Genomic DNA, 26,339 nt, shown 5'->3' with positions numbered 1-26,339 from the left:
AACATTTTGCACTTAATCTTTCCTAAAGCTACTGTCATTTCAGCTGTAGCGCATATCCCAAACGGAGGGCTTTTAAGGTGGTCGTCATTTCGACTGGAGCGAAGCGGAACGGAGAAACCTTTGAAACAATAAGTTCAAATCTTTCCTAAAGCTTCCGTCATTTCGACTGGAGCGCAGCGGAACGGAGAAACCTTTGAATTAAGTTTCAAATCCTTTTTTAAAACAGTCGTCATTTCAGCTGGAGTCAGGGTTTGGGAAGTATAATTGCAATAAACAAATAAACCACCCCCAACCCCTCCTTGAAAATAAGGAGGGGAGTTGCCCCTCAAAGTTTTTAAACATTTTGCACCTAATCTTTCCTAAAGCTACCGTCATTTCAGCTGGGCACAGCGGAACGGAGAAACCTTTGAACTTTAAAATCTTATTTCAAGGATTACTTCTATGCTATATAAACGAAGATGTAAAATTAAAAAAGAGGTTGCGAGAGGCTACAATGATCTTTAGGTTTATTGAAATCCATATTAGTAATACTTCGTGCCTCGTAATAACGAAAACTTTAAATAAAAAAAACACAAAGCCTTTAAATTCTTTGTGTTCTCGGTGCCTTTGTGGTTAAACAACTATTTAAACTCCTTCATAAAACCACTCACACTTTCCTCTATATTCCCATTCTCAATTGCCTTAACGAAAGCCGTACCAATAATAGCTCCATTAGCATACGAGCAAGCTTTATCAAAAGTTTTTCTATCGCTAATCCCAAAACCAATCATTGTTTGGTTTTTAAGATTCATGTTTTTTATTCTGCCGAAATAAGTTTCTGTTGCATCACCTACTTCAAGGTTTTTACCAGTAGTAGCTGATGATGAAAGCAAATAAATAAACCCATTTGTTAGTCCATCAATTTTGTGAATTCGCTCTTCAGCAGTTTGAGGCGTAATTAAAAATACATTGCTTAAATTATGTTCTTCAAAATAACCTTTATAAAATTCTTCATACTCAACCATAGGTAAATCCGGAACGATACAGCCGTCGACACCAACCTCAGCACATGACTTACAGAAATTCTCTACACCAAACTGCAAAACAGGATTCACATAACCCATTAATAAAACAGGAATAGTAACATTTTTCCGCAGATCTTTCAATTGCTCAAAAAGCAATTTCAAGTTCATGCCTTGATCCAGAGATTGTTTACTACTGGCTTGAATAACTGGTCCATCAGCTACTGGATCTGAATATGGAAACCCAATTTCTAGCATATCAGCACCAGATTTTTCTAAAGCTTCAGCAATTTGAATGGTATCAACAGTATTTGGATAACCTGCAGTGTAATAAATCGATAATATATTTTTCTTCTCTTGGAAGAGTTGTTTGATTCTGTTCATGATATTAAATTTTCGTCATTGCGAGGCACGAAGCAATCTCATCTATGGCATTGAAGCAGATTGCTTCGTACCTCGCAATGACGATTTATCTTATAAATTAAAATATTTAATGTACGTATCTAAATCCTTATCGCCTCTACCCGACAAGCAAACCACTACATTTTCGCCCTTTTTAAATTCCATTTTTTCTAAATAAGCCAGTGCGTGAGCGCTTTCGATTGCAGGAATAATTCCCTCTAATTGAGTAAGCAATAAACCTGCATCTAAACTTTCTTCATCGGTAATAGAAACGTATTTTCCACGACCTGTTTTAAACAAATGGGCATGTTGTGGGCCAATACCCGGATAATCCAAACCTGCAGAAACAGAATGTGGTTCTACAACTTGCCCATCTGGTGTTTGCATAAGAATACTTCTACTACCATGTAAAACACCTTCTTTTCCTAAGTATGTTGTTGCTGCAGAAAAACCACTAGATACGCCTTTTCCTGCCGCCTCAACAGCGATAAGTTTTACATTTTCATCATCCATAAAATGATAGAACATACCCATCGCATTGCTTCCACCACCTACACAAGCCAAAACGTAATCGGGTTGATCGCTTCCAGTTTGTTCCAACAATTGCTTTTTGGTTTCCTCAGAAATTATAGATTGGAAAATCGCCACCATATCAGGATAAGGATGTGGCCCAACAACCGAACCAATGATGTAGTGCGTATCAACAGGATTATTAATCCAATCACGCATTGCTTCGTTGGTGGCATCTTTTAAGGTTTTGCTTCCAGAACTTGCAGGAACAACCTTTGCCCCCAACATTTTCATTCGGGCAACATTTGGCGCCTGACGCTCAATATCCACCTCACCCATGTAAATTACACATTCCAGATTGCGTAAAGCACAAACAGTAGCCGTTGCAACACCATGCTGACCCGCACCTGTTTCGGCAATAATTCTCTTTTTACCTAACTTTTCTGCTAGAAGAATTTGCCCAATCGTATTGTTAATTTTATGAGCACCCGTATGGTTTAAATCTTCTCTTTTCAAGAAAATGTTTGCGCCATATCTTTCAGATAATCTTTTAGCCAAATATAATGGCGAAGGGCGACCAACATAATCTTTCATTAACTGATGAAATTCTTTTTGAAAATCCACATCAGCAATAATTTTCAAATAATTCTGACGCAATTCTTCAACGTTTGGATAAAGCATCTCAGGAATGTATGCTCCACCAAAATCTCCATAATATCCTTTTTCGTTTACTTTGTATTTCATATCTATAAATTTTGTCCTACTGAGGAACGAAGGATCTGTTAAATATTAGCAACAGTTTTTCATCGCTTTCAGATCGTTAGTGCCTCTGTATGACAGTCGCTTATTTTATCATTATTTTAAATTCCTTAACCTTCTCCACATCTTTCACTCCCGGTTCAACTTCAAACCGACTATTAATATCAAGCGCATATAATCGAGGATCATCAATTTCTGCTATTACATTTAAGTGCTCCAAATCAATCCCTCCACTTAAAAAGTAAGGTTTGTTTAATGTATATTTTTCTAAAATCTTCCAATCGAACGTTTTACCCGAACCGCCATGCGCTTTCGTTTTGGTATCAAACAAGAAGAAATCTACTACATCTATATATGACTCTAAAACAGAAAAACCAAATTCTTCATCAACACCAAAAGCCTTGATCACTTCTAATCCGCGAAACGTAGATTTTAATTCTTTACAATAATATACAGATTCATTTCCATGTAACTGAACAGCTTTAAGCTTATGTAAGTTTATTTTTTCTTTTACTATTTCTACCTCTTCATTTACAAAAACACCAACTGTTTTAATCTGTTCGGGAATGTATTTTATCAGCTCTGCAGAAACATCATTTATAAACCGAGGCGATTTTTCATAAAAAATAAAGCCTAAATAATCTGGTTGGAGTTCAGCTATCTTCGCAATATTGGCTGCGAACTTCATTCCACACACTTTCAATTTTATTGCCTTGGTGTTGATCATGCTACCAATTTTTTAAAACTGTTTAATGCTTTTTTGCTTGCTAACGATTCTTCTGCTTCATAAAAGCAATCAGCAAAGGTTGCGCTAGGTTTTATGGTTTTAATGGCTAGAGCAGAATTGCAGAGCACTACATTATTTTGTACATCTGTTGCTTCTCCATTTAAAACATCCATAAATATCTTTGCGGATGATTCTACAGTATCGCCACCTTTAATATCGTTCGTAGAAACCTTTTCAAAACCCATATCACTTAAGGTCAAAATGCTTTCACCCTTGTTGTTAAAAGTTTTCACATCGCAGGTTAAAGAAATCTCGTCGTAACCTTCGAGCGCATGCACAATAGTATAATTTTTTGTCGTATCTTGATAAAGGTAATTGTATAAACGGGCCAGTTCCAAGCTAAAAACGCCAACCATTTGATATTTTGGTTGAGAAGGATTAACCATTGGACCAAGCATGTTAAAGAATGTTTTAATGCCTAAATCTTTACGGATTGGCGCTACAATTTTCATCGCAGGATTAAACAACGGTGCGTGCAAAAAGCAAATTCCTGCTGTGTCTAAATCTTGTTTCAAAATGTCTTGATCATTTGTGAATTTATAACCCAAATATTCCATTACATTCGAAGAACCACAACCAGATGACACCCCGTAATTACCATGTTTTGCAACTTGATATCCGGCACCAGCAACTACAAAAGATGAAAGTGTAGAAATATTGAAAGTATCTTTCCCATCTCCGCCTGTTCCACAAAGATCAATTAATTCGTAATTAGAGAAATCCGTTTTTGAAGCTAAATCAAGCATTGCATCACGGAAACCCTGCAATTCATCAACCGTAATATTTCGCATGGCATAAGCCGTAATAAATGCAGCAATTTGCGAAGAATTGAATTCGCCCTGAGTAATAGATATCAGTATATTCTTTGCCTCTTCCCTACTGAAACTCTTATTTTCGAATAAATGGTTTAATATCTTTTTCATGTTCCTTTTATTTTAACCACAGATTCACACAGATTTTCCTTCAATATTTTATCTGTGTTCATCCTTTCCATCTGTGGTTAATTATTTTTTAACACCATAGTGTTGTTTAAAAAAATGCCATAAAAAAAAGGATTGCTTTTTGGGCAATCCTCTTAATTGTGTTTAAATATTTTAAAATATATAACAATAGAATTTGCCTAACGAATTTCGTTATGCCACCACCAATTGTTATTTAAGTTTTTAATTATCATGTTTGTATAGAACAAATATTGATATACTTTTTTATAATTCCAAAATCTTTCTAAAATATATGGCTTTCTTTAAAAGAAAAGTACAGTTTAATGATGATCTGGGTTTCGGATCGGCTCCGGTACTCAAAAATCAAAGGGTTTTAAATACCGATGGAACGCCAAATATAGAGCGTACAGGTTTGCCATGGTTTAAATTCGACGATACCTATACCCGCTTGGTTACCATGAGCTGGCCCCGCTTTTTCTTTGTTATTCTGATTGTTTACCTTATCGTAAATACACTTTTTGCCGTTGCGTATAACGTAGTCGGAATCGAAAATTTAGATGGTGCTAAAGGTGTTACACTGCGTGATCAATTTTTCGATGCTTTTTTCTTTTCTGCTCAAACCATCTCTACCGTTGGTTATGGACATATTTCACCGCAGGGTTTTGTGACCAGTATTCTTGCCGCTTTCGAAAGTATGCTAGGTTTGCTTGCATTTGCCTTAGCTACAGGATTGCTTTATGGGCGTTTCAGTAGGCCGACCTCAAAAGTATCTTTCAGTAAAAAAATGGTTATAGCACCTTATCAAAACCAAACTGGCTTAATGTGTCGTTTGGTTAATTTGCGTAGAAATTCTTTGATTGATATTGAAGTTCAAATGTTCATGACATTTAATGAAACAATTGATGGCAAATTGAAAAGAAGCTTTTATCCATTAGAATTAGAGCGCAGTAAAATCAGCATATTGTCCTTAAACTGGACGCTCGTTCACCCAATTACGGAAGATAGTCCGATGTTTGAAAAAACTTTGGATGAATTAAAAGTTGCCGAGGTAGAAATTTTCGTGATTTTAAAAGCTTTTGATGATACTTTCGCTCAAACGATCCACACCAGAACAAGTTACCAAGATGAGGATATTGAAGAGAATGCGAAGTTTAAAATTATGCATTACCACAACGAAGAGGGCAAAACGGTATTGGATTATAGCCTACTTGATAAAACTGAAACCATGATTGATTAATTTTTCGGGAATCTCTCAAGGGCTGGTTTGTGCAACTAAAGCTTAATCGGTTGGGATAGTTAATCCATCCAAAAATAGTTTTTTGTCAATCAAATAATAATGAAATGGCTCTGTATTCACTCAAGTGAATATGCATTATTTACTAGAAGAAACATTTGTAATAAACTCCACAATATCCTTATACAAATCATTTCCTCCAAAAATCATCTGACTTATCATAGGGACATGGCTTTTACCTTTAATTTCCTTAATCTCTACAGGAATATTATTCTCCTTTAGCTTTTCATATAATCTTGGGGTTTGTAGTTTTATGGCACCATAGGTTTTACTTCCATAGAAAAGTAAGTGAGGATTTTTAATATTATTAACATAGTCTAACGGTGATGCCAATTTCCAAACGGCAGGCTTATCGGTAAAAGTTCTAATAAAGTCAAAATAGAAATCATCTTTTTCGGCTGTACTCAAATACTCCTTCATATCTAAGCCGAATGGATCATTTAATATCACCCCCTTAATTGGGTTTTTAATTCCGGTATGTTGAAAATATTTTGGATCGGCATTAATAAGCTCTCCCAAATGAGCCCCTGCTGAGTGCCCCATCACGAATATTTTTTTAGGGCTTGCTGTATAATTAGTGATATTTTCCTGAACCCATTTTACCGCCAATGCACAATCATTACCCATTTTTTCGTATTGAGCGTTTGGAGCTAAGGAATAATTAATGATTACAGTAACTACACCTTTCCGAGCGAAGTTTCTACCCAGCCACCAATACGTTTCCTTTTTGCCACTACTCCAAGAACCGCCATGAATAAAAATGAGTACAGGTTTATCTTTTACGCCATCGTTTTTGTAGAAAACATTGAGCGTATTGCCTACTTCAGAATTGTTAGCGTAACTTATATTTTTTGCAGTTTTTACCTGCGCTGAAGATATTATCGTTTGAAACAGGAGCATTACTAAAACTAGGTATTTTATCATATTTAAAATGGCTTATCCATTCAACAGTAAACAAACGTAATTGTTGTGGATGTGGATTTATTGAGAATGGAAGATGTATTATGGAAAATGGATGATGGTTTAAAATCCCCATAGACTTTCGATGAAATTACAATTTCCGTCTTCCATCTAACCTTTTATCAACGGATTCTTCTCTTTCGCGAACAAATCAAACACCTTTTTATCTACAAAAGCGGGAAACAGCTTATTCATCCAAACGGCCAATTTACCTTGGCCAGTCATTATTAATGTTCGTTTTCGTTTCTCTATTCCATCAGCAATTATGGTTGCTACTTCTTCAGATGTCATCATTTTACCTTCTTCCATGCTGGTTTCGCCATGAGCAACGCCGTCTTTAGCCAAAGCTGCTACACGAATATTTGAGGTGGTAAAACCAGGACAAGCAACCAAAACGTTCACACCTGTTTTTAAAAGTTCAGTACGTAAAGATTCCATGAAACCATTCATTGCAAATTTAGAAGCTGAATAACCCGTTCTGCCTGGCAAACCACGATAACCAGCTATAGATGATATCCCAACAACCGTTCCTTTGGTTTTCAAAATCTCGGGTAAGGCATATTTTGTGCAATAAACTGTTCCCCAAAAGTTTACATCCATTAGGTTTTTAAGCACTGATAAATCTAAATCGTTAAATAAAGCTCGCATAGATAAACCAGCATTATTAACAAGAATATCTATTTTATTAAAAGAAACTAAGGCTTGTTTAATAATCAATTCACAATCAGCTTCTTTGCTCACATCTGCCTGAACAGCTACTGCTCTAATACTATATTTCTTTTCTAAATCGGCTGTAATTTCGCAAAGCGTCACATATTGACGGGCTGCCAAAACCAAATTCGCACCACGCTTGGCAAATTCTTCGGCACAAGCTTTCCCTATTCCGTTTGATGCGCCAGTGATGATGATAACTTTATCTTTCAAATTCATTTTTTCGGTATCAGGTATTAGTAGAAAATATCAGGAAATGATACAATCTAATGTGCTTTAAAGTAATTTGTCGCTTCTGCAACCTTATCTGAATTAATAATATCTGCGCCTAAATTGAGAAGTAACTTCCAGCTGGCTTCATTATCCGGTGCATTCCAAAAGCGAAAAGGTTTTCCAATTTTATGAGCATTTTCAATCAATTCTTTCAGTTTAGCTTGATCGGCTTCAGAAATTCTGCCAATACCCTTCCAACCTGAATAAGCTGCAAAATTGTCGCTAATCATGACTACTCTTTTTAAATCCTTTGGCGAATAAATATGATTGGGCAGTCCATCAAAAAAAACTTCGGTATAGTTATTAAAATCAGCGTCTTTCGGACGGTTCCCACTAATTACAATAGAAACCCTTATCCCCTTTTTCTCGAAGTCGTATTTATACTTTTTTAATGTTTTTAACAGCACTGGATAAGTTAAACTGAAACTATCTTTAACATCAATCATTAATTGAAAAGAATAAAACTTATCTGTTTTAGAAAGTGCTTGAATAGGCTTCAGATACATTTTATCTAAAGTATTTTCTGCTTTAATTTCTTTTCTGCTATGCGATACAATTAACGAATCGCCTACTAAAAAAATATCCGCTTCGATGGAAAAAGCCTTATTTTCTATAGCATTATAAAAAGGATTTTGATGCGTATAATCATTATGAGAATGGATTTTAACCTGTGCTTGGAGCACTAAACTTAAAATACTTAACCAACTAAAAAGGAGGATTTTCTTCATTATTTATTTCATCATTGCGTTTTCGTAAGGCACACGAGTAATTATCGAACGACCTAAAGTAATTTCATCGGTATATTCCAATTCACCACCAAAAGCAATTCCTCTGGCAATTGTTGTAATCGGAACATTAAATTCTTTTAATCTTTTGTAGAGGTAAAAAAGCGTTGTATCACCCTCCATATTCGGACTTAACGCCAAAATAACCTCCTTAATATCTCCTGCCCCTACTCTAGAAACTAATCCATCTATAAACAAATCTGCTGGGCCAACTCCATCCATCGGAGAAATCAATCCACCCAAAACGTGGTAAACGCCAAAATATTGAGACGTATTTTCGATTGCCATTACATCTCTAGTATCTTCAACCACACAAATGGTTTCTTTATCTCGCTTATGTGAGGTACAAATTTCGCAAACCGTATAATCTGAAATGTTATTGCAAATGCTGCAGTTTTTAATCTGTTGTTTAAGCTTAATTAACGTATTTCCAAACAGGTTAACTTCTTCTTGTTCCTTATTTAAAAGATGTAAAACCAATCTCAACGCCGTTTTCTGCCCAACACCTGGTAATTTAGAGAATTCGCTTACTGCATCTTCTAGCAGTTTGGATGAAAAATTCATGTTACAAAAATATGCAAAAATGGTTGATAGGAAAAATTGTTTGATTGTTATATTGCTTTATTGTTGTGCAAAATATTGCGGCATTTATTAATCGTTAATCTTCCTTACCAATTATTACTTTGCTGCATCTGTTAATAATTCTATTAGATAAGTCAACAATTGTACAATCAAACAATCATTATAACACATTTTACAGTATTGACTTTACTAGGTAATTTCTTACATTTAGCAGCTTAAAACAAAACTATGTCGCCAACCATCCTCTTGTGTTTTTTAATCGGTTATTTTTTACTTCTGATTATTATTTCATTTGCTACATCCAAAAACTCATCCGATAATTCTACTTTTTTTACCGCCAATAAAAATTCTAAATGGTATTTAGTTGCCTTTGGAATGATTGGAACAGCACTTTCTGGCGTAACCTTTATTTCTGTTCCTGGTGAAGTTGGTGCTCCTGCGGGTAATCAGTTCCAGTATTTTCAGTTTGTTTTGGGCAATGCAGTTGGTTTCATAATTATTGCAACAGTTTTATTGCCACTTTACTATCGGATGAATTTAACATCCATTTACAGTTATATAGAACAGCGTTTAGGGCATTATAGCTACAAAACAGCTGCATCTATATTTTTATTGAGTCGCACGCTTGGTTCTGCAACAAGATTGTACTTGGTTGTTATTGTTTTACAGCGTTTTATATTCGATAATTATGGCGTACCGTTTTGGCTCACCGTTCTTATTTCCTTAGCATTAATTTGGTCGTACACCTTTAAGGGTGGATTAAAAACCATTATTATAACCGATACCCTGCAAACTTTTTTCTTGGTTTTATCTGTTTTCTTGACTATTTATTTTATTTGCAACAGCCTAAATTTCAATATCCCCGAAGCTTTTGAAACCGTAAAAAACAGCAGTTATTCGAAAATCTTCTTTCTGAATGATTTCTTTACCAATAAATTCCACATCAGTAAACAGTTTATTGGTGGTATTTTCGTAACCATAGCCATGACGGGTTTAGACCAAGATTTGATGCAGAAGAACCTCAGTATGAAAACCATAAAAGAGGCGCAGAAAAACATGTTTACTTTTACCGGAGTGTTCGTGATTTTGAATGTTTTCTTTTTGAGCGTTGGTGCACTATTATATATTTTCGCTGCAAAAAATGGGATCGATATTCCTTTGGATCACATTACTTCGAAACCTAGAACGGATTTGTTATTTCCAGAAATTGCACTTAATAACTTAGGCGCAATCCCAGCCATAGTATTTATGCTGGGCTTAACCGCTGCAACATTTGCCACAACAGATTCTGCGCTAACAGCTCTTACAACATCATTCTGTGTCGATTTTTTGGGTATGAATAAGGCAGAAAAACTGAATGATGCCAATGCGGTTAAAAAACGCCATACCGTTCACGTTATGTTTTCAATTTTAATGTTTTTGGTCATAATTGTAATTAATGCATTCAATAGTTCATCCGTTGTGAGTTTGATTTTTACTATAGCATCCTACACATACGGACCGCTTTTAGGTCTTTACAGTTTTGGTTTATTTGTAAAAAAACGGGGCTTGCACGATAAATTAGTTCCTATAGTTTGCATATTATCACCTTTTTTATGTTACTTGCTTGCAACGTTCTCTACTACATTATTAGGTGGCTACGTTTTTAGTGTTGAACTGATTTTGATAAACGGTTTAATCACATTTTTAGGTTTATTGTTGATCAGCAAAAAAACAGATCAACAAACCAGATTTTAATATTAGAATAACAGTATATGACGAGTGAAGAAAAAATTAGAAGTGCCTTTGAAAATAAAGATTGGCAAGAAATAAAAGTTACCGATTCTTGGCAGATTTTTAAAATAATGGCCGAGTTTGTTGATGGTTTTGAGAAACTAGCTAAAATTGGCCCATGTGTTACCATTTACGGTTCTGCCCGTACAGCACAAACGAATAGATATTATCAATTGGCAGAAGAATGCGGAAAGCTATTAACCGATCGCGGTTATGGGGTTATTACGGGCGGTGGCCCTGGTATTATGGAAGCTGGTAATAAAGGCGCTCATACTAACGGAGGTAAATCTGTTGGTTTAAATATTGAGTTGCCATTTGAACAATTCCACAACAAATACATCGATCACAATAAATTACTGGAGTTTGATTATTTCTTTGTACGCAAGGTAATGTTCATGAAATACAGTCAGGGTTTTGTAGTACTACCTGGCGGTTTCGGAACTATGGATGAACTTTTTGAAGCTTTAACCTTAATTCAAACTGGTAAAATTGCCCGTTTCCCTATCGTGTTGGTTGGTACCGATTATTGGGGTGGATTAATTGAGTGGATTAAAGGAACGATGTTGCAAAAAGAACACAACATCCACGAAGAAGATTTAAACTTATTCCGCCTTGTTGATACCGCTGAAGAAGCAGCGGAGCATATTTTCCGTTTTTACAACAAATATGTGCTTAAACCTAATTTCTAGAATAAAATTATTCAGATTAATTAATTTTACAGATAAGAAGTGCTTGTTTTCTCAAGCACTTTTTTTATGCTTTATGTTTTATATTGTAACAACTAGAAAGAAGTGCTCTCTAAAATAAAATAGATTTAGAATGGCAAGATTTATTAACTGGAAAAGAAATTGGCTGAACTCAAAATTTGAGCTTTTTGTTGATGGAATTCAAAGAGGTGCGATTGTTTTTAACGCTTGGAAAAGCGATGCGGAATCTACGTTTGAAGATAAAAACTATTTTTTTACAAGTGTTGGATTTTGGCAACCCAAAACAAATGTTTTTGATAAAAAAACAAACGATCTTGTTGCCATTATTACATATGATAGCTGGAAATCGAAAGCCGTAATTAGCATGAATTCAGGCGAGCGATATGAATGGAAATCGACTAACTTTTGGAAATCACAATTCGTGGTATCCAATTACAAAGATGCCAATATTGTATATAGCTCATCTTCAAATAGCGGTCTTATATCTTCCAACACAGATAACAGTCTTCTTATTATTTCAGGGTTATTTATAAAACAAATTTATAACAAAAGGGGTGCTGCACTTGTTGCTTGTTTCATACCAATTATGGTTGCTACAACCTCAAGACATCACTAACTTAAAATAACGATTAAAAGCATGGAGCAAATTTTAAACTGGAGCAAAGGCACTTTCGATAGCAACTACCATGTGCTAAAAGATGGCTTGCTTAGGTTTTCTTTAAACTTTAGCTCTTTTAAAAATTCTGCCATAGCCACCACGCAAAAAGGAATTTACCTTTTAAAAAGCAGCGGTTTTTCCAATCCAGAAACGCTATTACTAAATAATCAGAACGAAGTTTTAGCCAAAATAAATTATGATTTACTAGGTTTTAAAGCAAAAATAACGTTTAAATCCGGAGAACAATTCGATTGGAGTTTTCAAAACAGCTGGCTCAGTAGGTGGTCTTTAAATAACCATACAGATAAGCAGATTCTATTTAGCGCATCAAGCGGAAGAGGAATTATTAACACTAATGTAGATGATGATATGCTCGTATTTTGTGGCTTATTTATTAGAGAATATTTTGCTCGGATTCTATTTCTCTTTATTCTTTTCGTGCTTTTTTTATTTTTCTTTAGGAATGTTTTTTAGATAAACTTTGGCACGTTTAAATGTTGTAAAAAGAGAAATAATTTGGGCGTTTTAACACGTGGTAAAGCCATCTCTTTTGGGCTGTGCACTGTATCTTTTGGCTATCTTTCGACTATGCTCTGGGTGACAGCCAAAAGTATTTCGCTTCCATCGATAATGCAAAATAGTAAAACGCCAAGAAGTTATAGAAATAAAATCCTCCCCCTGTCCCTACATAGCGATTCCTTAAAACAAATTTTTCGGGTTAATCTATAATCCACTCACACCACCGCTTACTACTAATTTCATAGCATCAGCTGCGCTCATGTGCAAATCGGAAACCTTATCTCTTTTAACAATACAAAGCTGACCAGCAAAAGAATAAGAAAGCGGAAAGTAAACCGCAACTTCATCTGGTAGATTCAGTTTTTTCAGATCGTTTTGCGTTAAAAAACCAATTTTTTTCAGTCCTCCCTCTACTTCTACCAATACAGGGTGATTAAATTTCTTTTCATCACCAACAAAAGCCTCAGTTAAATCTTTAATAGAAGAATAAATGAAATTGAGCAATGGTAAGCGATGCATGATCCGCTGAAACCAATTGTACATCGGCTCTGTAACTAAGTTAGTTACAAAAATTCCTGCCAATAAAATGATGGTTAATACGGTTAGTAATCCTAAACCAGGAATGTTTCTACTTTCGCCAGTATGAGGGTTTACACCTAAAATGTTGTTTACATTTAACCAGCTATCTACAGTGGTAACCGCCCAAACTACAATGAAAATACTCACAGCAATGGGTACAACAATTAATAAACCTTTAATTAGATAGTTTAAAATGACTTTCCCGACTTTGTTCATGGTGCAAACTTATTCAAAATTCTTCAGAAAAGTTCATTGGTTCACTTGTCAGTAGTTCAATAGTTCACCAGTCATTAGTTCACTGGTTAGCAAAGTGCATAAAACACCTAGTTAAAAATAAAGTTCATTAGTTCACTTGTCAGTAGTTCATTGGTTTGCAAAGTGTATAGAACACCTAGCTAAATGAATAAAGTTTATTAGTTTACTTGTGATTAGTTCATTGGTTAGCAAATTGCATAAAACACCTAGCTAAATGAATAAAGTTTATTAGTTCATTTGTCAGTAGTTCATTGCTTAGCAAAGTGCATTAAACACCTCGCCAAATGAATAAAGTTCATTGATTTACTAATCATTAGTTTATTAGTTCGCGAAGTGCATAGAATACCTAGCCAAATGAATAAAGTTTATTAGTTCACTTGTAGTTAGTTTTTCTATTTGCAATATGGAAGGTTAGCTTCCAGCCCAATGAACAAATGACCAATGACTAATGAACCAATCAGCAATGACTAATGAACCTTTAACCAATGAACCATTTTATTCATAAAAATAAACTCTTTTTACCCTTTGAGAAATGTTGGTCAGAATTTCGTATGGAATGGTATTAATTTCTTTTGCCAGTTGCATAATGCTGTGTTCCTGATTAAAAACAATGGCTTCATCACCAGGCTTCAAATCAATAGCAGAAACATCTAACATCGTCATATCCATACAGATAGAACCGATAGTTGGAACCAATTGACCGTTGATGAGCATTTTGCCAACGCCATTACCAAAAGCACGATTGTAACCATCTGCATAGCCAATTTTAACAGTTGCAATTTTCCCACCCATTGGCATAACCCCTTTCCTGCTGTAACCAACTGTTTCACCTGCATCTAAAATTTTAACCTGTGTAACTGTGGTTTTAAGCACCATTGTGGTTTTTAATCCGCGATTATTTAATAGAGCAGAATCAAAGCCATATAATCCTATTCCCAATCTCACCATATCCATTTGAGCATCTGGCCAACGTGTTATTCCAGAAGTATTTGCGATATGCAGTAAAGGTTTATAACCCAAAACTTCGATTAATTGCTTTGCTATACTATTAAATTTATCAATTTGGCGTGCACTAAAATCATCATGTTCTGCCTCTCCACTCGCCACCAGATGAGAGAATATACTCTGAACTTTTACTTTATCGTTTGCGTTCAATAATTCAGATAAGTTATCCATTTCAGCTTGATCAAACCCCAAGCGATGCATACCACTATCTATTTTAATGTGGATTGGATAATTGAAATCATAATCGGATAATGCATTTAAAAAGCTATTTAGTATTTCGAGACTGTAAATCTCAGGCTCTAAATTATGCTTTATAATAGCTTCAAAAGCAGATTCTTCAGGACTCATAACCATAATCGGCAAAGTAATCCCGGCTTTTCGCAAAGCGATACCCTCATCTGCATAAGCAACTGCCAAATAATCTACCTTATGAAATTGCAGTAGGTTTGCGATTTCGAAACTTCCACTTCCGTAAGAAAAAGCCTTTACCATCGCCATAATTTTAACTCCAGGCTTTATTTTTGAACGGTAAAACTGAAGGTTGCCTACCATTGCATTCAAATCAATCTCTAAAACTGTATCGTGGATTTTCTGCGTGAGCAATTTGCTAATTCTCGCAAACTCAAAACGCCTTGCTCCTTTTACCAAAATGGTTTCATGGCTAAATTGTAAGCCTGGAAAAGCATCTACAAATGCGCTTGTATCCTCAAAAAATTGAGTTTCAAACTTGAATAATTTAGCAAATTTTGTAATATGAGAACCAATTCCGATTAATCTGCTCACTTTTTTCTGCTTCAGTAAATCGGCAATTTCTCCATATAAATCTTCATCAGCACGACCAGTTTCAAACAATTCTGATAAAATTACTGTCTTTTTAGGATGTTGATTCTGCTGGTTTAAAAAATCTAAGGCAATTGCAAGAGAAGAAATATCAGCACTGTATGAATCATCTATTACCGAACATTGGTTGATTCCATTTTTAAGCTCCAAGCGCATACTTACATGGCTTAATTTCTCCAAACGCAAATCGGCCTGTTCTGGCGTATATCCCAATGCAAGTAAAGTTGCCCAACAAATCATTCCGTTTTCTATCGATGCCTTATCTTTAAATGGAAGCATACATTCTATTTCCCTGTCTTGATAAATCGCTCGTAAATAGCAGTTTCCATCAATAGGCTCTACAGCAATTATTCTTAAATCTGCACCTTGCTTACTGCTCCAGCTAAAATGCTTTTTACCGGGAAGTTCCTTTAAACTGATTTCAGTAATATATTCCGGAGAATAAATCAACAATTCAGAATTTTCAAAAAGCTTTAACTTTTCTTTTAATTTTTCCTTTTTAGATTGAAAACCCTCCGCATGTGCTTCCCCAATATTGGTTAAGATCCCGATTTCTGGCTGGATTATTTTTTCCAAGCTTTCCATTTCGTTTACTGCAGAGATTCCAGCTTCAAAAATCCCCAAGGTATTTTCTGCATCGATTTGCCAAACAGAAAGCGGAACCCCAATTTGAGAATTATAGCTTTTAGGACTCCTCACAATATTAAAATCAGAAGCTAAAAGTTGATATAACCATTCCTTTACAATTGTTTTTCCGTTACTACCGGTTATGCCAATTGTTTTTAAGTTAAACTGATTTCGATGATGTAATGCTAAAGTTTGCAATGCGATTAAAGCATCTGTAACAATAATAAAATTACAATCTGGATATTCTGCAACATACCTTTCTTCTGTAATTACGAAGTTCCGAATGTCTTTTCCGTAAGCATCTTTTATAAACTCATGTCCATCACGATGTGAAGACAAAGCAAAAAATAAAGAATTTTCAGGCACTAAAACCGAACGACTATCAATTACTAAATACTCAATAATTACTTGATTATCAATTAATTTGAAATTGTAGTGTAAAATTTCAGCAATCTCTGCAATGGTGTAAGTATGGTTCGGCATTCTTTTAGTTTCAGAAAAATACGGATATCGTTTTTATTTTTACGAATTTCAGTAATTAATTATGAAAAGCGGTAAACAAGAGGTAGTATATTTTGATAAAAAGCAAGCCTTGGCAAAGGCAGAGAGTTTCTGCGTTTATCAGGAACGTTCGCAAAAAGAAGTTCGATATAAACTGGTAGAATGGGGAATTCGTGGAGATGAACTGGAGGAAATTCTTTCTGAATTGATTATGAGCAATTTCTTAAATGAAGAGCGGTTTGCTAAAAGCTACGCTTCGGGAAAATTCAATATTAAAAAGTGGGGAAGAATAAAAATCAAACAGGGTTTGAAGTTAAAAGGCGTACCCGAAAAACTTCTACAAAAAGCTTTATACAGCATGGATGATGATGATTATTTAAATACTCTTACGGCTCTTGCCATAAAAAAAGCAGAATTTGTGAAGGAATCCAACCCTTTAAAAAGGAAAATGAAGCTAATGAACTACCTGCAAGGAAGAGGATTCGAAACCGATTTAATTTTACTTGCACTGAAAGCCAGCAATTTAAACTAAATATTAAATTTTTAACAAGAAATTTCTTGACAGAAATATAAATCTGTCTATATTTGCATCACCAAAACGAAACAGATTATTAGTTTTGTTTAATGCGAAAGTAGCTCAGTTGGTAGAGCACGACCTTGCCAAGGTCGGGGTCGCGAGTTCGAATCTCGTCTTTCGCTCTATAAATGCCTTCCTACCAGGAGGCATTTATTTTAAGAGCTTTAACTGCTTGATGCTCAGATGGTGGAACTGGTAGACACGCAGGACTTAAAATCCTGTGCCCTTAACAGGCGTGCGGGTTCGATTCCCGCTCTGAGTACTTCAAAAAAAATCGAAATGAAGACCTTTCAGAAATGAAAGGTTTTTTTGTTTGTAGCTTTTTAATTGTTGTCGTATGTTTTTAGTTTATATCTTACAATCCAGGGATCAATACCAAAACTTGTGGAGAAAGCTAAAAAGAAAGGATTAAGCGGAAATGTTAAAGAGGAAAATAAAAACAGCTAGCTTTATTATACTATCTTCACTTTTATAATCTTTCCCTTAACTTCTATCATAAAATTCTAGAATTTATTTTAGATTTAAGTGACCGCTGAAGGGCGAACACTTAAACCAGAGTGGGGTTGTCCGAAGCCTATTTTTATCAAAGCGAAAGATCGGATCTTTTAATTAACAGACTGTCTATCTACTTGCGGTCACATTCACTCAGCCAAGGGTATGGTAATGAAAAATTTAGAGCCTTCATTTAAAATACTTTGAAATCCGATTTTACCACCCATACGTTCTATAAACTCCTTACATAAAACTAAGCCCAGTCCAACACCCTTTTCATTATTTGTACCGTAAGTAGATGCTGCCTTAATCGAAAAAATATTTCCTTGATCGCTCGTTGCAATCCCTCTCCCATTATCGATTATTGTGATTTCACATTCATCGTTGACGATATGAGCATTTATACTGATCATACCACCGTTTGCTGTAAATTTTACCGCATTATTGATTAGGTTGCGCATAACAATCTGCAGCATATCTACATCGGCCATTACCATTAAATGGAAAGGGATAGTGTTAGAAAGTAAAATTTCTTTATTGAAGGCATAAACACGGGCCATTTCTATGGTACTTTCAAGCACTTGCAGCACATTTACTACCTCAAGCTGCACAACAGATCCGCCCATTTGGGATTTAGACCAATTCAACAAATTAGAAAGCATAGTGATGGTATGGCTGGTGGCACTCTCCAAAGATTTCTCAATCGAATGCCGCTGTTCAGCGCCAAGCACATTTTTATTTAGCAGAGTAAGGTAACTTTGAATACTGACTAAAGGTGCCCTTACATCGTGGGATATGATAGACATCAAATTGTCTTTCTCCAAACTGCGTTGTTCCAACTCCTCTTTCTGTCGAAAAATTTGCTCCTTGCTGCTTTCTATTGCAATTGTCTTTTGCTGAGCGTCCAAGCGTTCTAAATCATAATTGCGCCTGATAAACCTAACAACGATATAAATAACGAACACGGGCAATGGAAAAGCAGTCATTCGATCAATAAATTGTCCTTTACCCGTATTAAAGGGATATTTTATAAATTCAGGATAATAGTAGCCAACAGTATGCAGAGCGAAAAACCACAACAAATAAATAACCAGCCATTTCAGATGCTGTTGATAAGGCGAAATGACCAGCAAAACCAATAAATAGGCTGGCCAGATTATATCGGTTGAACCATTAATACCGGCAATTGCAAAATAATTGATTCCAAAAACCAACAATCCCATTAACCCGAAAAGTGCATTGTTGTGTGGTTTATCCCTGAATCTGGAATAATAATACTGTTGAAAGAAGAATAGACCGATTAATAGCGCAGAAACAGACCCTATATATAGACCTGCAATTAAATTGTATGGCGCATAAATCACCGATACCACAATCAGGCCGATACTAACGGAATGAAACACCCTCCTTTCTAAAGAAAACTGGGCTGGATTGCCAATGAGCGCTAACCAAAAGCTGGTTTTGCCATTTTTAGCGTGAGAAGGAAGAAAATTAAAATTAACGAATTTCGCCATATTATAGTTTGAAAAAATGAGTAGAACCAGTTTCCATGCTTAGATAAGAAAAGAAATATAGTTTTCTTCTCCTATTTTATTACGTGTCTGCTGAGCGCTAACCAAAAGGTATTAAACTGAATGAAAGCTGAAATTAATTATTTAAGTGTTAATTGGAAAAAAAATTCATTTAACCTCGTTCCGCAGAATTGCTAATACAAAGACAACCAATTATTTACAACAAATCTATTTCTATTGGGATGACGTTAATCTTTCCTAGTTTATCCATTATCCAAATTTAATGACTGTCAAGCTATCAATGGGAGATGAATATTTAATGGATGAAATTTGTATATGATTTAAAAAAAAGAAATATTTGACCATAAAATTGCCTAAAGAAATTCTAGATTTAAGTGACCGCTAAAGGGCGAACACTTAAACCAGAGTCGGCGAACACTTAAACCAGAGTGATATTTATTTTAGATTGCCCAAACCTATTCGAAACAAAAATTATTCAATCCTTAACTACTCTGTTCTCAAACTTTTAACTACAAAGTCAATCACAACTTTTGTCGGAATACAAATTGTTGCGGTTCTGCTGAATCTGGCGATATTTATTCCACAGAAATTCCCTTCTAAATCGAATATAGGCGTTCCGCATTCTGCTGGTTTAATTGCAGCGTCCTGTGCAAAAACCTGATCAAAACCATCTCTTCTTACTGATTTTCCACCTTCAAATTTCTCGGCAGGATGATTAAAAATGGATTGCGTTCTTTCTGTCAAAGGAATGATCTTCGATTTTTTTACTCCGTCGCTTATCCATTCAAAGTTAACTTCATCATCTACCCAAAACTGGAGAATTGTTGGAGCAAATTCACTTGCTTTAGTTAAGTTTTTGCCATTAATACTTACAAGTTCATCCCCTACTTTTATACCTGCTTTTCCTGCAGGACTCTCGGGCTTGATTAATGAAAAATAAACCGGACTAGAATTATATGCCACCATGGCTCCCAAATACGCCTGACTATTTACCTTCGGTAAGCTAAAAACAGAACTACTTAAAATACTGTGAATTAACCTTCCATCCGGTTTTACGGTGTATAAAAATCTTCCCATTTCTGTTTTTTGTTCATTGCCCATACCTGGTTTCAAATTGACTCCACCTTTGATCTTAACTTCCGTTTGAAGAAGCATCAAATCGTTATCTTGATCTTTTGCAATTACGTTTAAATGTTTTTTAACGCCATTTATAGTCACCTGAGGATCAGAACCGATCATCGTATTTTTGCTAATTAAAAACTGCCTTACTTCTCCGTTTGAAGCCTGAAAATTAAATAAAGTTGCCCCAATATTTGCTATTGAACCTTTCAAATTGCTTTCTATCAAATAACTGACATTTAAAATTGAAGAGATTTTGCTAAAATCTGGATTAAGAAACTTCATCTTGTTGTCTTTTTGAATGATCTTTTGCAAAGGATCTAAGCCGATACTATCTTTTATTTCTGGAAAACTACTATAATTGTTCTCCAAATTTAGGGCTGTCCAATATTTTCGGTAAAGATCTACAGGGATTTCAAAATTCTGGTCTTCTAATAAATCAATTGCACTGTGCAAGCCAATAACTCTCCCCATATAATCAAATAATGGCCCACCAGAATCACCCGGTTCCATTTTACAGCTTGATCGAATAAAGCCATACGTATTTTTTGTTTCCTCAATTCTGCCCAATCGTAAGGTGGGCAGGCTCTGGTTTAAACTTTCTGGATAAGAAATGCTAATACAAGGTTCGTTTTTAACCAAACTATATGAATAGCCCATTTCTGCAAAAGGCCAAATACCTTTATCCACAATTTTCATCATCCCAACATCAGGAATGCCTGGCGTTTCCTTATTGTCTATTCTTCCTAATGCAATTGCGATACATTCTTTTCCATCGGGAAAGAAAACCTTATAATTTTTTCCGGGGAATATAGTGTGTGCGGCAGTAAGAATATATCCATCAGCAGATACAACTACCCCACTAAACTGTGCGCTTGTGCGCTGGTTTTGCTGTACATCAAAACCCCACATCCTCACGCTTGCAACATATGCCTTTTTAACAGCATCATTTATTTTGGCTTGAAATTTATCGATTTGCTTTTTTTGGGCATCAACATTATAATTAACACACAGCAAAAGGGTTAATGTAAATACAGTAAGTTTTATTTTCATTGGTATTATTTAATAAGCCATTGGCAATAAAAAAGGGTATGGCCGTTTTATGGGCCATACCCAGTTGAGCGGTAAATAAATGTTTGTTTTCTTTGAAAATTATATTTAATAGAAGCTATTTTTTAATTGAATATTTCTGCAAGCTTTTTATTTAAAGGTTCTCCCCTTAGCCCATTCCCAATAATTTTACCTTGAGCATCTACCAAGAAACTTGCTGGTACTGCTCTAACGCCGTACAAACGACCAACTTCATTGTTCCAGCCTTTCAAATCTGATACATGTAACCAATCCAGTTGATCTTTTTCTATTGCCTCCAACCAACGCTCTTTAACATTATCCAATGAAACGGAGATAATCTCAAAGCCTTTTTCTTTATATGTTTTATATTGTTTTACCAAGTTTGGATTTTCTGCTCTGCAGGGTCCGCACCAACTTGCCCAAAACTCTACCAGTACAACTTTACCTTTTAAACTCGCCAAAGAAACAGGTTTGCCTATAACATCATTCTGTGTAAATAACGGAGCCTGTTTTCCAACTGCCGTTATTCCATTTGCCTCAATGCGCTGTGCAAGTTCCTTGCCCATATCTGTCGTTTGATATTCTTTCTTTAAAGCGTTAAAAAGAGGTTGTACTTTAGCTACATCTACCTTACTTCCCGCAGCTTCAGAAAGCGCTACCAAGGCAAAATAAGAATCTGGATGTTCTTTAGCGAAAGTGAACTGTTTATCTGTTCGGTTTTGAATATTTTTTCTAAAACGCAGATCCACATTACTTTTGTACGTGCTGTCTTTTTGCTGCTCTGGCGTACCGCTATTGAAATCGGCATTTACCGCTTTGGTAAGTGCCATGATGGTACCGCCAATTGCCCTATTATATGCATCGTACTCCTGATAGACTTTCGAGCCAGTAAAAACTGCATTTTCCAGAGAATCTTTAGAAGTTAATGTAACCTGTTCCTTGCCAAAATAGAAATAAATTACATCGCCAGTGTAAACTGCTTTCCCCTTACCACCACCAGAATGATCTAAGGCCATCCGTGCATAAGAATTTCCAGAAATGTAGCCGGTAAATTTAAAACTGCCATTAACCAAAGCGACAGAATCTTCATGTCCTACACCATTATCCATGTAATCTATATAGGCCATTGCAGGTTTACCTAAGTTTCCAATTTTTCCCGTCAAGCTAAAATTGGGAGTTTGTGCCCATGCCATTCCAGGCAAGAAAAGGGCGAATAATACTAATTTTGATATTTTCATTTTTGTGTATATGTTAACTGATTGAGTTTTGATTTTTAGCTATGGTTATTTTCTTATAACTAGATCTACAGGTGCGCCCGGAATGCCATTAATGGTTTGTGTAATTGCTCCGTTTTTGCCAACGCTTACATCAACCGTATAAACAGAACCTATTGTACCTACAGTAAGTGTGTTGTCATCTGCGCTGATTTTGAGCATCGATATTTTTTTGCCACCAAAATCTGCATCCAGAACTTTTAAATCCTCATTAAGTGGATTGTATCTATAGATCTTGTCGTTCGATGTAAAATAGAATACATTAAGGCTGTTGCGTTGCCATTTGGTATCGGCATTAACTAATGAAGCACCTTTGAAAACACGCTTATATTCGGCTTTGATCTTTTTGTTTACCGAATCAAACTGATAAGTAAATGCAAGTTCATAAATACTTCCGTCAGCGGCTTTAAAAAAGGCATAATAGGTACCCGACTGGCCAGTTTGCATAAAAATCAGATTATCCATCCCAATATTTTTTGGATCGAAGCTAGTTCCTAACGGATCGACTACGTAATCTTTGCCCAGATAACTTCCATCGCCCCCAAAGGTTACAAAGCCTTTGGATTTTGTATCGAAGGCAAAAAAGAAAGAACCGCCATTGGTAAAATATCTGGAGAGGGAATAATCTCCCGCCTGTTCATTTGCAAACTTGCCATAATCTGGCGCAAATGGAGCAGTAGATACAACACCTACATATAATTTACCGTTTACAACACCAGTTGGAACGGTGCCCATGTAAGCTTCGAGATAACCTGGAACTATAGTGCCCGGTGGCGTAAAAAATTGATCGTTAAAATAACTTTTCCTCAATAATGTACTCGCATCCAACAAAGGGCTTTTCTTAGTCTGATCGTTGCACAAAATCCAAAATTCTTGCTTGGTAATTGGCTGGTAAGGCAGCGGATCAGAAAAGTAAAGTTGTACCGGATTATTGGGCAAAGCCTCTCCATGAAAAGCATTGTAAATATCGGCTATAATGGTTTTGTTATCTGGCTTTACAAAAGACAGTTTAGTTACGCCATTATCTACACTCAATATTAATTTACCAGAAGTAAATTGGGTGCTGCCATTTACCTTAAATGGGAGCACATATTTCAGGCCATTTCGTTTATCGGTAATAATCAGCTTTGCGCTGCGTAAACCAGGCCCGATATTGTAAACAATTCTTAAAGGATATCCAGTATAAATGGCTTCGCGAAGCTCTTCTTGCACGGTAATTCTCCATTCATAAGATAAATCGGTAAGGGGATTAGCACCATCTAAAGAAACCTTGGGGTTTAATATTAGCGAATCGCCAAGAAGTGCAGCAAAAGTAGAATCTTTAAAGGCGCTTAAAGTCGGTTCTGATGGTGGGTGGTAATCGTAATTGCCCAAATCCTTTTTGCAGGCCGTATATAAACTTGCCACAATGGCCAGTATGAAAATCAGTTTAAATTTCATCTTATTTTGTTTTAATGAAATGTTAGATAATAATTTGTTTTCCACTCTCATCAATAAAGAAGTAGCCATTTACGAGCGCAAAATATTTTAAGGTATAGCGCTTGGTGGGTGCATCTTCACTGTAGAAATCGTAATCGTTTGAGCCATCGGTTTTCTTGGTCAGTACATATCCTTTTGATGGGTTTCTTGCAATCCAAGTGGCCGGATCTTTAAGAAAAACTCTAAAGTTTTCGATGTAGTACAATGATCTTGGAATCTCCAGAAAAAAATTCGGCTTGGAAAATTCCACCAAATCGACCGTTCCCGAAGAGATGAGAAATAACTGATGCTTGGTCCTGCCATATTCGCCAAGCGAAGATTCCCAATAAATCCACCATGCTGGCTTTTCTAAGCGGTTGGAAAAGATAATCTTCTTGCTTCTAAGTGCAACGGGCAGATCTGCAGAAAAATCGCCTCCCGAAACTGTTCTAAAACCTACAGTTACGGATTTACTCGCCAGCGCATCATCCGTGTTTTTGATGATCAAGGGAATTCTAGTTTTTCCAGAGTCAGCAGGCAAAGTATAAGAAGGTTTTAAAGCTTCGTAATGTAATCCTTTTACCGCTGTAGTCATGGAATCTACAATATTCAATACAAACTGTCTGGTATGCGAAACCCGAGGCCCTGTAACCACGATTGGAACCCATATGGTATCCTGCGCCAAACTCGGATTGTATGCAAAGGAATAACTTAGCGTTGTTGTGTCCTGATTTCCGTCTTTATCCAAGTATCGCAGATACACATTATCTGTTGAGCCATAAGGCATCATTTCGTTTTTTTTGCAGGCAAATAACATCGTGCTCAAAAGCAAAATATAAATGATATTTTTTTTCATCTTTATTGTCTGTTAAGGTTAATTTCTAAAAGCTTGCTCATCTACCGGAAGCGGAAAAACAAAAAGTTTATCTGTTGGTGGATAGATTAATCCAGAGGTTGTAACAATGTTTAAATTAAGGCGCTTGTGCATAAAGAAATTCTGACTCTCGCCATAGAATTCCTTTCGATACTCCCCTTCCAGCTCACTAATAAAATCTGATTTGGATATTCCAGCACTTAGGCTTGCTCCAATACCACGGTGCGTACGCAGTGTATTGAAATAACCTACAGCTAAGGTTGGATTGGTATCAAAACTTGCTTCTGCAGCAATCATATACATTTCGCTTAGGCGCAGTGCTGGTGCTACCAGTGGGTGCAGATTATCAATAGGGCTAGAATTTACAATATATTTCTGCAGATAAAATCGATCAGAATTGCCCGCACTTTTAACTATCCTGAACCATTGTTTATACCGCCAGTCATCAGCGCCAACCGTTCCTAAATTATAAATTGCATTAATTTGATCAGCCGTTGCTGAATAATCTGGATTATCTCTTGAAAAAAGTCCAATTAACTGATCCTTGGATTTGGGAACAAACCAACCAAACAAAATCTCGTTATAAAATATCCGATCGCGTTTTGCAACATCTGCATTAAAGAAATCTTCTTTAATTGTCCACGGGAACTTTAAAGACTCTATTACTTCTTTTGCATTGATTAGTGCATTCGCATTATCGAGTTTATACAGATAAACTCTAGCCAGCTCGCCGGCAACGGCATAATAATTTATGCGGTGCCTTCTATTTTGGAGAAATAAAGAACTGTTTTTAAGCTCCGTTGCCTTCTCTCCCTTTGGATAGCCTACTACATAAGTTCCTGAGATTATTGGATCTGTAGATTTCAGCAAGGCTTTTGCTTGTTGCAAGTCTGCAATTATCTTATCCATCACTTCAGAAACGGTAGAATATGGTGTAGTTTTGGTACTTACCGCAGTTACGTAAGGCATTGCCTTGAAGGATGGATTATTTTTGTATGATGGACCGAACATCCTCAACAAATCAAAGTGCATGTAGGCACGCAAAGCCAGCGCTTCTCCTTTTATAATCTCATAATTATTTTCTCTAAATAAATCTTTACGCTCATCTATCACTTCCAAAATTTGGTTTACATTGCCAATGGCCTTATAAGAACCTGTCCAAATGGAACTTATCTTGGCAACGTAGCTTGGAAGAGCATAATCAAAGGCGGCAATTCTTTGGTAATTAGCATCACTGAACTGGTAATTCTGTGCCATAATATCCAGGTTGCTAAAAGTTAAATTTCCGCCATATAAATTGGTGCCTGCAAAACCTACATAGGCGCCGTTTAGAGCTTCTTTAAATCCTTCTTCAGAAGTAAACAGCTGTTCCTTGGAAACCTCGGATTCTGGCTGGATATCCAAAAACTTTTTACAGGAAGAAAAAGCAATCAGTGTGAATAATATAAATATGTATTTTTTCATTTTCTTATA

General features: G+C 35.8%; 22 protein-coding genes and 2 tRNA genes. 8 read left to right on the top strand and 16 right to left on the bottom strand.

Annotated features, from left to right (window positions below):
• Window positions 1–620 precede the first annotated feature (620 nt).
• The 4 genes from trpA to trpD form a co-directional block, all read right to left on the bottom strand.
• Complete coding sequence (gene trpA / locus H7U22_RS15945; RefSeq protein ID WP_187072337.1) at window positions 621–1,385, bottom strand: tryptophan synthase subunit alpha; 765 nt, start codon at window positions 1,383–1,385, stop codon at window positions 621–623.
• Between the two features lie 90 nt (window positions 1,386–1,475).
• On the bottom strand, window positions 1,476–2,657 hold the full coding sequence (gene trpB, locus H7U22_RS15940) for a tryptophan synthase subunit beta (RefSeq protein WP_187072336.1): 1,182 nt from the start codon (window positions 2,655–2,657) through the stop codon (window positions 1,476–1,478).
• A gap of 100 nt (window positions 2,658–2,757) precedes the next feature.
• Window positions 2,758–3,399 (bottom strand): phosphoribosylanthranilate isomerase, encoded by a 642-nt coding sequence (locus H7U22_RS15935; RefSeq protein ID WP_248284774.1) that lies wholly within the window; start codon window positions 3,397–3,399, stop codon window positions 2,758–2,760.
• Complete coding sequence (gene trpD / locus H7U22_RS15930; RefSeq protein ID WP_187072335.1) at window positions 3,396–4,382, bottom strand: anthranilate phosphoribosyltransferase; 987 nt, start codon at window positions 4,380–4,382, stop codon at window positions 3,396–3,398. Before trpD ends, H7U22_RS15935 begins: the two co-directional genes overlap by 4 nt.
• A 310-nt stretch (window positions 4,383–4,692) precedes the next feature.
• On the opposite strand from trpD, the gene H7U22_RS15925 reads away from it, so the two are divergent.
• Window positions 4,693–5,637, top strand: a complete 945-nt coding sequence (locus H7U22_RS15925) for an ion channel (protein WP_187072334.1) — start codon at window positions 4,693–4,695, stop codon at window positions 5,635–5,637.
• A gap of 135 nt (window positions 5,638–5,772) precedes the next feature.
• Here H7U22_RS15925 and H7U22_RS15920 read toward each other — a convergent pair whose 3' ends face one another.
• The 4 genes from H7U22_RS15920 to recR form a co-directional block, all read right to left on the bottom strand.
• Window positions 5,773–6,618: an alpha/beta hydrolase gene (locus H7U22_RS15920; protein WP_187072333.1), complete on the bottom strand. Its 846-nt coding sequence runs from the start codon at window positions 6,616–6,618 to the stop codon at window positions 5,773–5,775.
• 147 nt (window positions 6,619–6,765) lie between these two features.
• Entirely contained in the window at window positions 6,766–7,584 is an 819-nt protein-coding gene (locus H7U22_RS15915) for an SDR family oxidoreductase (protein ID WP_187072332.1), read from the bottom strand.
• Between the two features lie 47 nt (window positions 7,585–7,631).
• Window positions 7,632–8,366 (bottom strand): PI-PLC domain-containing protein, encoded by a 735-nt coding sequence (locus H7U22_RS15910; protein WP_187072331.1) that lies wholly within the window; start codon window positions 8,364–8,366, stop codon window positions 7,632–7,634.
• A 3-nt stretch (window positions 8,367–8,369) separates the two neighbouring features.
• A complete protein-coding gene (gene recR, locus H7U22_RS15905; RefSeq protein ID WP_187072330.1) occupies window positions 8,370–8,987 on the bottom strand; it encodes a recombination mediator RecR in 618 nt (205 codons plus the stop codon).
• A gap of 246 nt (window positions 8,988–9,233) precedes the next feature.
• Here recR and H7U22_RS15900 point away from each other — a divergent pair, with 246 nt between their 5' ends.
• The 4 genes from H7U22_RS15900 to H7U22_RS15885 all read left to right on the top strand — a co-directional run bounded on the left by H7U22_RS15900 (window position 9,234) and on the right by H7U22_RS15885 (window position 12,617).
• Window positions 9,234–10,742: a sodium:solute symporter gene (locus H7U22_RS15900; protein ID WP_187072329.1), complete on the top strand. Its 1,509-nt coding sequence runs from the start codon at window positions 9,234–9,236 to the stop codon at window positions 10,740–10,742.
• Between the two features lie 17 nt (window positions 10,743–10,759).
• Window positions 10,760–11,467: an LOG family protein gene (locus H7U22_RS15895; protein WP_187072328.1), complete on the top strand. Its 708-nt coding sequence runs from the start codon at window positions 10,760–10,762 to the stop codon at window positions 11,465–11,467.
• Window positions 11,468–11,597: 130 nt separating this feature from the next.
• The gene (locus H7U22_RS15890) at window positions 11,598–12,101 is read left to right on the top strand and encodes a hypothetical protein (protein WP_187072327.1); all 504 of its coding nucleotides are present in this window, start codon (window positions 11,598–11,600) and stop codon (window positions 12,099–12,101) included.
• Between the two features lie 21 nt (window positions 12,102–12,122).
• Complete coding sequence (locus H7U22_RS15885; protein WP_187072326.1) at window positions 12,123–12,617, top strand: hypothetical protein; 495 nt, start codon at window positions 12,123–12,125, stop codon at window positions 12,615–12,617.
• A gap of 249 nt (window positions 12,618–12,866) precedes the next feature.
• On the opposite strand, the gene H7U22_RS15880 is transcribed toward H7U22_RS15885, so the two are convergent.
• Window positions 12,867–13,457 (bottom strand): DUF502 domain-containing protein, encoded by a 591-nt coding sequence (locus H7U22_RS15880; protein ID WP_187072325.1) that lies wholly within the window; start codon window positions 13,455–13,457, stop codon window positions 12,867–12,869.
• A 534-nt stretch (window positions 13,458–13,991) separates the two neighbouring features.
• Window positions 13,992–16,451 (bottom strand): bifunctional UDP-N-acetylmuramoyl-tripeptide:D-alanyl-D-alanine ligase/alanine racemase, encoded by a 2,460-nt coding sequence (locus tag H7U22_RS15875; RefSeq protein ID WP_187072324.1) that lies wholly within the window; start codon window positions 16,449–16,451, stop codon window positions 13,992–13,994.
• Between the two features lie 61 nt (window positions 16,452–16,512).
• Here H7U22_RS15875 and H7U22_RS15870 point away from each other — a divergent pair, with 61 nt between their 5' ends.
• The 3 genes from H7U22_RS15870 (at window position 16,513) to H7U22_RS15860 (ending at window position 17,308) form a co-directional block, all read left to right on the top strand.
• Window positions 16,513–17,001, top strand: coding sequence for a regulatory protein RecX (locus tag H7U22_RS15870; protein WP_187072323.1), 489 nt, complete (start codon window positions 16,513–16,515; stop codon window positions 16,999–17,001).
• A gap of 94 nt (window positions 17,002–17,095) precedes the next feature.
• Window positions 17,096–17,168, top strand: a tRNA-Gly gene (locus tag H7U22_RS15865).
• 55 nt (window positions 17,169–17,223) lie between these two features.
• Window positions 17,224–17,308, top strand: a tRNA-Leu gene (locus H7U22_RS15860).
• A 379-nt stretch (window positions 17,309–17,687) separates the two neighbouring features.
• Here H7U22_RS15860 and H7U22_RS15855 read toward each other — a convergent pair.
• The 6 genes from H7U22_RS15855 to H7U22_RS15830 form a co-directional block, all read right to left on the bottom strand.
• Entirely contained in the window at window positions 17,688–19,052 is a 1,365-nt protein-coding gene (locus tag H7U22_RS15855) for a sensor histidine kinase (RefSeq protein ID WP_187072322.1), read from the bottom strand.
• 504 nt (window positions 19,053–19,556) lie between these two features.
• Window positions 19,557–21,242 carry a trypsin-like peptidase domain-containing protein gene (locus tag H7U22_RS15850; RefSeq protein ID WP_187072321.1) on the bottom strand — a complete coding sequence of 562 codons (1,686 nt, stop codon included), beginning with the start codon at window positions 21,240–21,242 and terminating at the stop codon, window positions 19,557–19,559.
• Between the two features lie 122 nt (window positions 21,243–21,364).
• Window positions 21,365–22,498, bottom strand: coding sequence for a TlpA disulfide reductase family protein (locus H7U22_RS15845; protein WP_187072320.1), 1,134 nt, complete (start codon window positions 22,496–22,498; stop codon window positions 21,365–21,367).
• Window positions 22,499–22,543: 45 nt separating this feature from the next.
• Window positions 22,544–23,974, bottom strand: a complete 1,431-nt coding sequence (locus H7U22_RS15840; protein ID WP_187072319.1) for a PKD-like family lipoprotein — start codon at window positions 23,972–23,974, stop codon at window positions 22,544–22,546.
• A 22-nt stretch (window positions 23,975–23,996) separates the two neighbouring features.
• Complete coding sequence (locus H7U22_RS15835) at window positions 23,997–24,848, bottom strand: DUF4843 domain-containing protein (protein WP_187072318.1); 852 nt, start codon at window positions 24,846–24,848, stop codon at window positions 23,997–23,999.
• An 18-nt stretch (window positions 24,849–24,866) separates the two neighbouring features.
• Entirely contained in the window at window positions 24,867–26,330 is a 1,464-nt protein-coding gene (locus H7U22_RS15830) for a RagB/SusD family nutrient uptake outer membrane protein (RefSeq protein WP_187072317.1), read from the bottom strand.
• Between the last annotated feature and the right edge of the window lie 9 nt (window positions 26,331–26,339).

The sequence above is a fragment of the Pedobacter fastidiosus genome, assembly GCF_014306625.1.
GTDB classification, from domain to species: domain Bacteria; phylum Bacteroidota; class Bacteroidia; order Sphingobacteriales; family Sphingobacteriaceae; genus Pedobacter; species Pedobacter fastidiosus.
Note: the sequence above shows the minus strand (reverse complement) of the source record. Positions and strands in the feature narration are given on the sequence as shown.

Bases quoted from the DNA above. Each gene is read 5' to 3' on its own strand.
- trpA (WP_187072337.1), bottom strand. From the start codon at position 1,385: ATGAACAGAATCAAACAACTCTTCCAAGAGAAGAAAAATATATTATCG.
- trpD (WP_187072335.1), bottom strand. From the start codon at position 4,382: ATGAAAAAGATATTAAACCATTTATTCGAAAATAAGAGTTTCAGTAGG.
- H7U22_RS15875 (WP_187072324.1), bottom strand. From the start codon at position 16,451: ATGCCGAACCATACTTACACCATTGCAGAGATTGCTGAAATTTTACAC.
- H7U22_RS15935 (WP_248284774.1), bottom strand. From the start codon at position 3,399: ATGATCAACACCAAGGCAATAAAATTGAAAGTGTGTGGAATGAAGTTC.
- H7U22_RS15895 (WP_187072328.1), top strand. From the start codon at position 10,760: ATGACGAGTGAAGAAAAAATTAGAAGTGCCTTTGAAAATAAAGATTGG.
- H7U22_RS15900 (WP_187072329.1), top strand. From the start codon at position 9,234: ATGTCGCCAACCATCCTCTTGTGTTTTTTAATCGGTTATTTTTTACTT.
- H7U22_RS15925 (WP_187072334.1), top strand. From the start codon at position 4,693: ATGGCTTTCTTTAAAAGAAAAGTACAGTTTAATGATGATCTGGGTTTC.
- H7U22_RS15840 (WP_187072319.1), bottom strand. From the start codon at position 23,974: ATGAAATTTAAACTGATTTTCATACTGGCCATTGTGGCAAGTTTATAT.
- H7U22_RS15920 (WP_187072333.1), bottom strand. From the start codon at position 6,618: ATGATAAAATACCTAGTTTTAGTAATGCTCCTGTTTCAAACGATAATA.
- H7U22_RS15880 (WP_187072325.1), bottom strand. From the start codon at position 13,457: ATGAACAAAGTCGGGAAAGTCATTTTAAACTATCTAATTAAAGGTTTA.
- H7U22_RS15830 (WP_187072317.1), bottom strand. From the start codon at position 26,330: ATGAAAAAATACATATTTATATTATTCACACTGATTGCTTTTTCTTCC.
- H7U22_RS15850 (WP_187072321.1), bottom strand. From the start codon at position 21,242: ATGAAAATAAAACTTACTGTATTTACATTAACCCTTTTGCTGTGTGTT.
- recR (WP_187072330.1), bottom strand. From the start codon at position 8,987: ATGAATTTTTCATCCAAACTGCTAGAAGATGCAGTAAGCGAATTCTCT.
- H7U22_RS15845 (WP_187072320.1), bottom strand. From the start codon at position 22,498: ATGAAAATATCAAAATTAGTATTATTCGCCCTTTTCTTGCCTGGAATG.
- H7U22_RS15915 (WP_187072332.1), bottom strand. From the start codon at position 7,584: ATGAATTTGAAAGATAAAGTTATCATCATCACTGGCGCATCAAACGGA.
- H7U22_RS15890 (WP_187072327.1), top strand. From the start codon at position 11,598: ATGGCAAGATTTATTAACTGGAAAAGAAATTGGCTGAACTCAAAATTT.
- H7U22_RS15855 (WP_187072322.1), bottom strand. From the start codon at position 19,052: ATGGCGAAATTCGTTAATTTTAATTTTCTTCCTTCTCACGCTAAAAAT.
- H7U22_RS15870 (WP_187072323.1), top strand. From the start codon at position 16,513: ATGAAAAGCGGTAAACAAGAGGTAGTATATTTTGATAAAAAGCAAGCC.
- H7U22_RS15835 (WP_187072318.1), bottom strand. From the start codon at position 24,848: ATGAAAAAAAATATCATTTATATTTTGCTTTTGAGCACGATGTTATTT.
- trpB (WP_187072336.1), bottom strand. From the start codon at position 2,657: ATGAAATACAAAGTAAACGAAAAAGGATATTATGGAGATTTTGGTGGA.
- H7U22_RS15885 (WP_187072326.1), top strand. From the start codon at position 12,123: ATGGAGCAAATTTTAAACTGGAGCAAAGGCACTTTCGATAGCAACTAC.
- H7U22_RS15910 (WP_187072331.1), bottom strand. From the start codon at position 8,366: ATGAAGAAAATCCTCCTTTTTAGTTGGTTAAGTATTTTAAGTTTAGTG.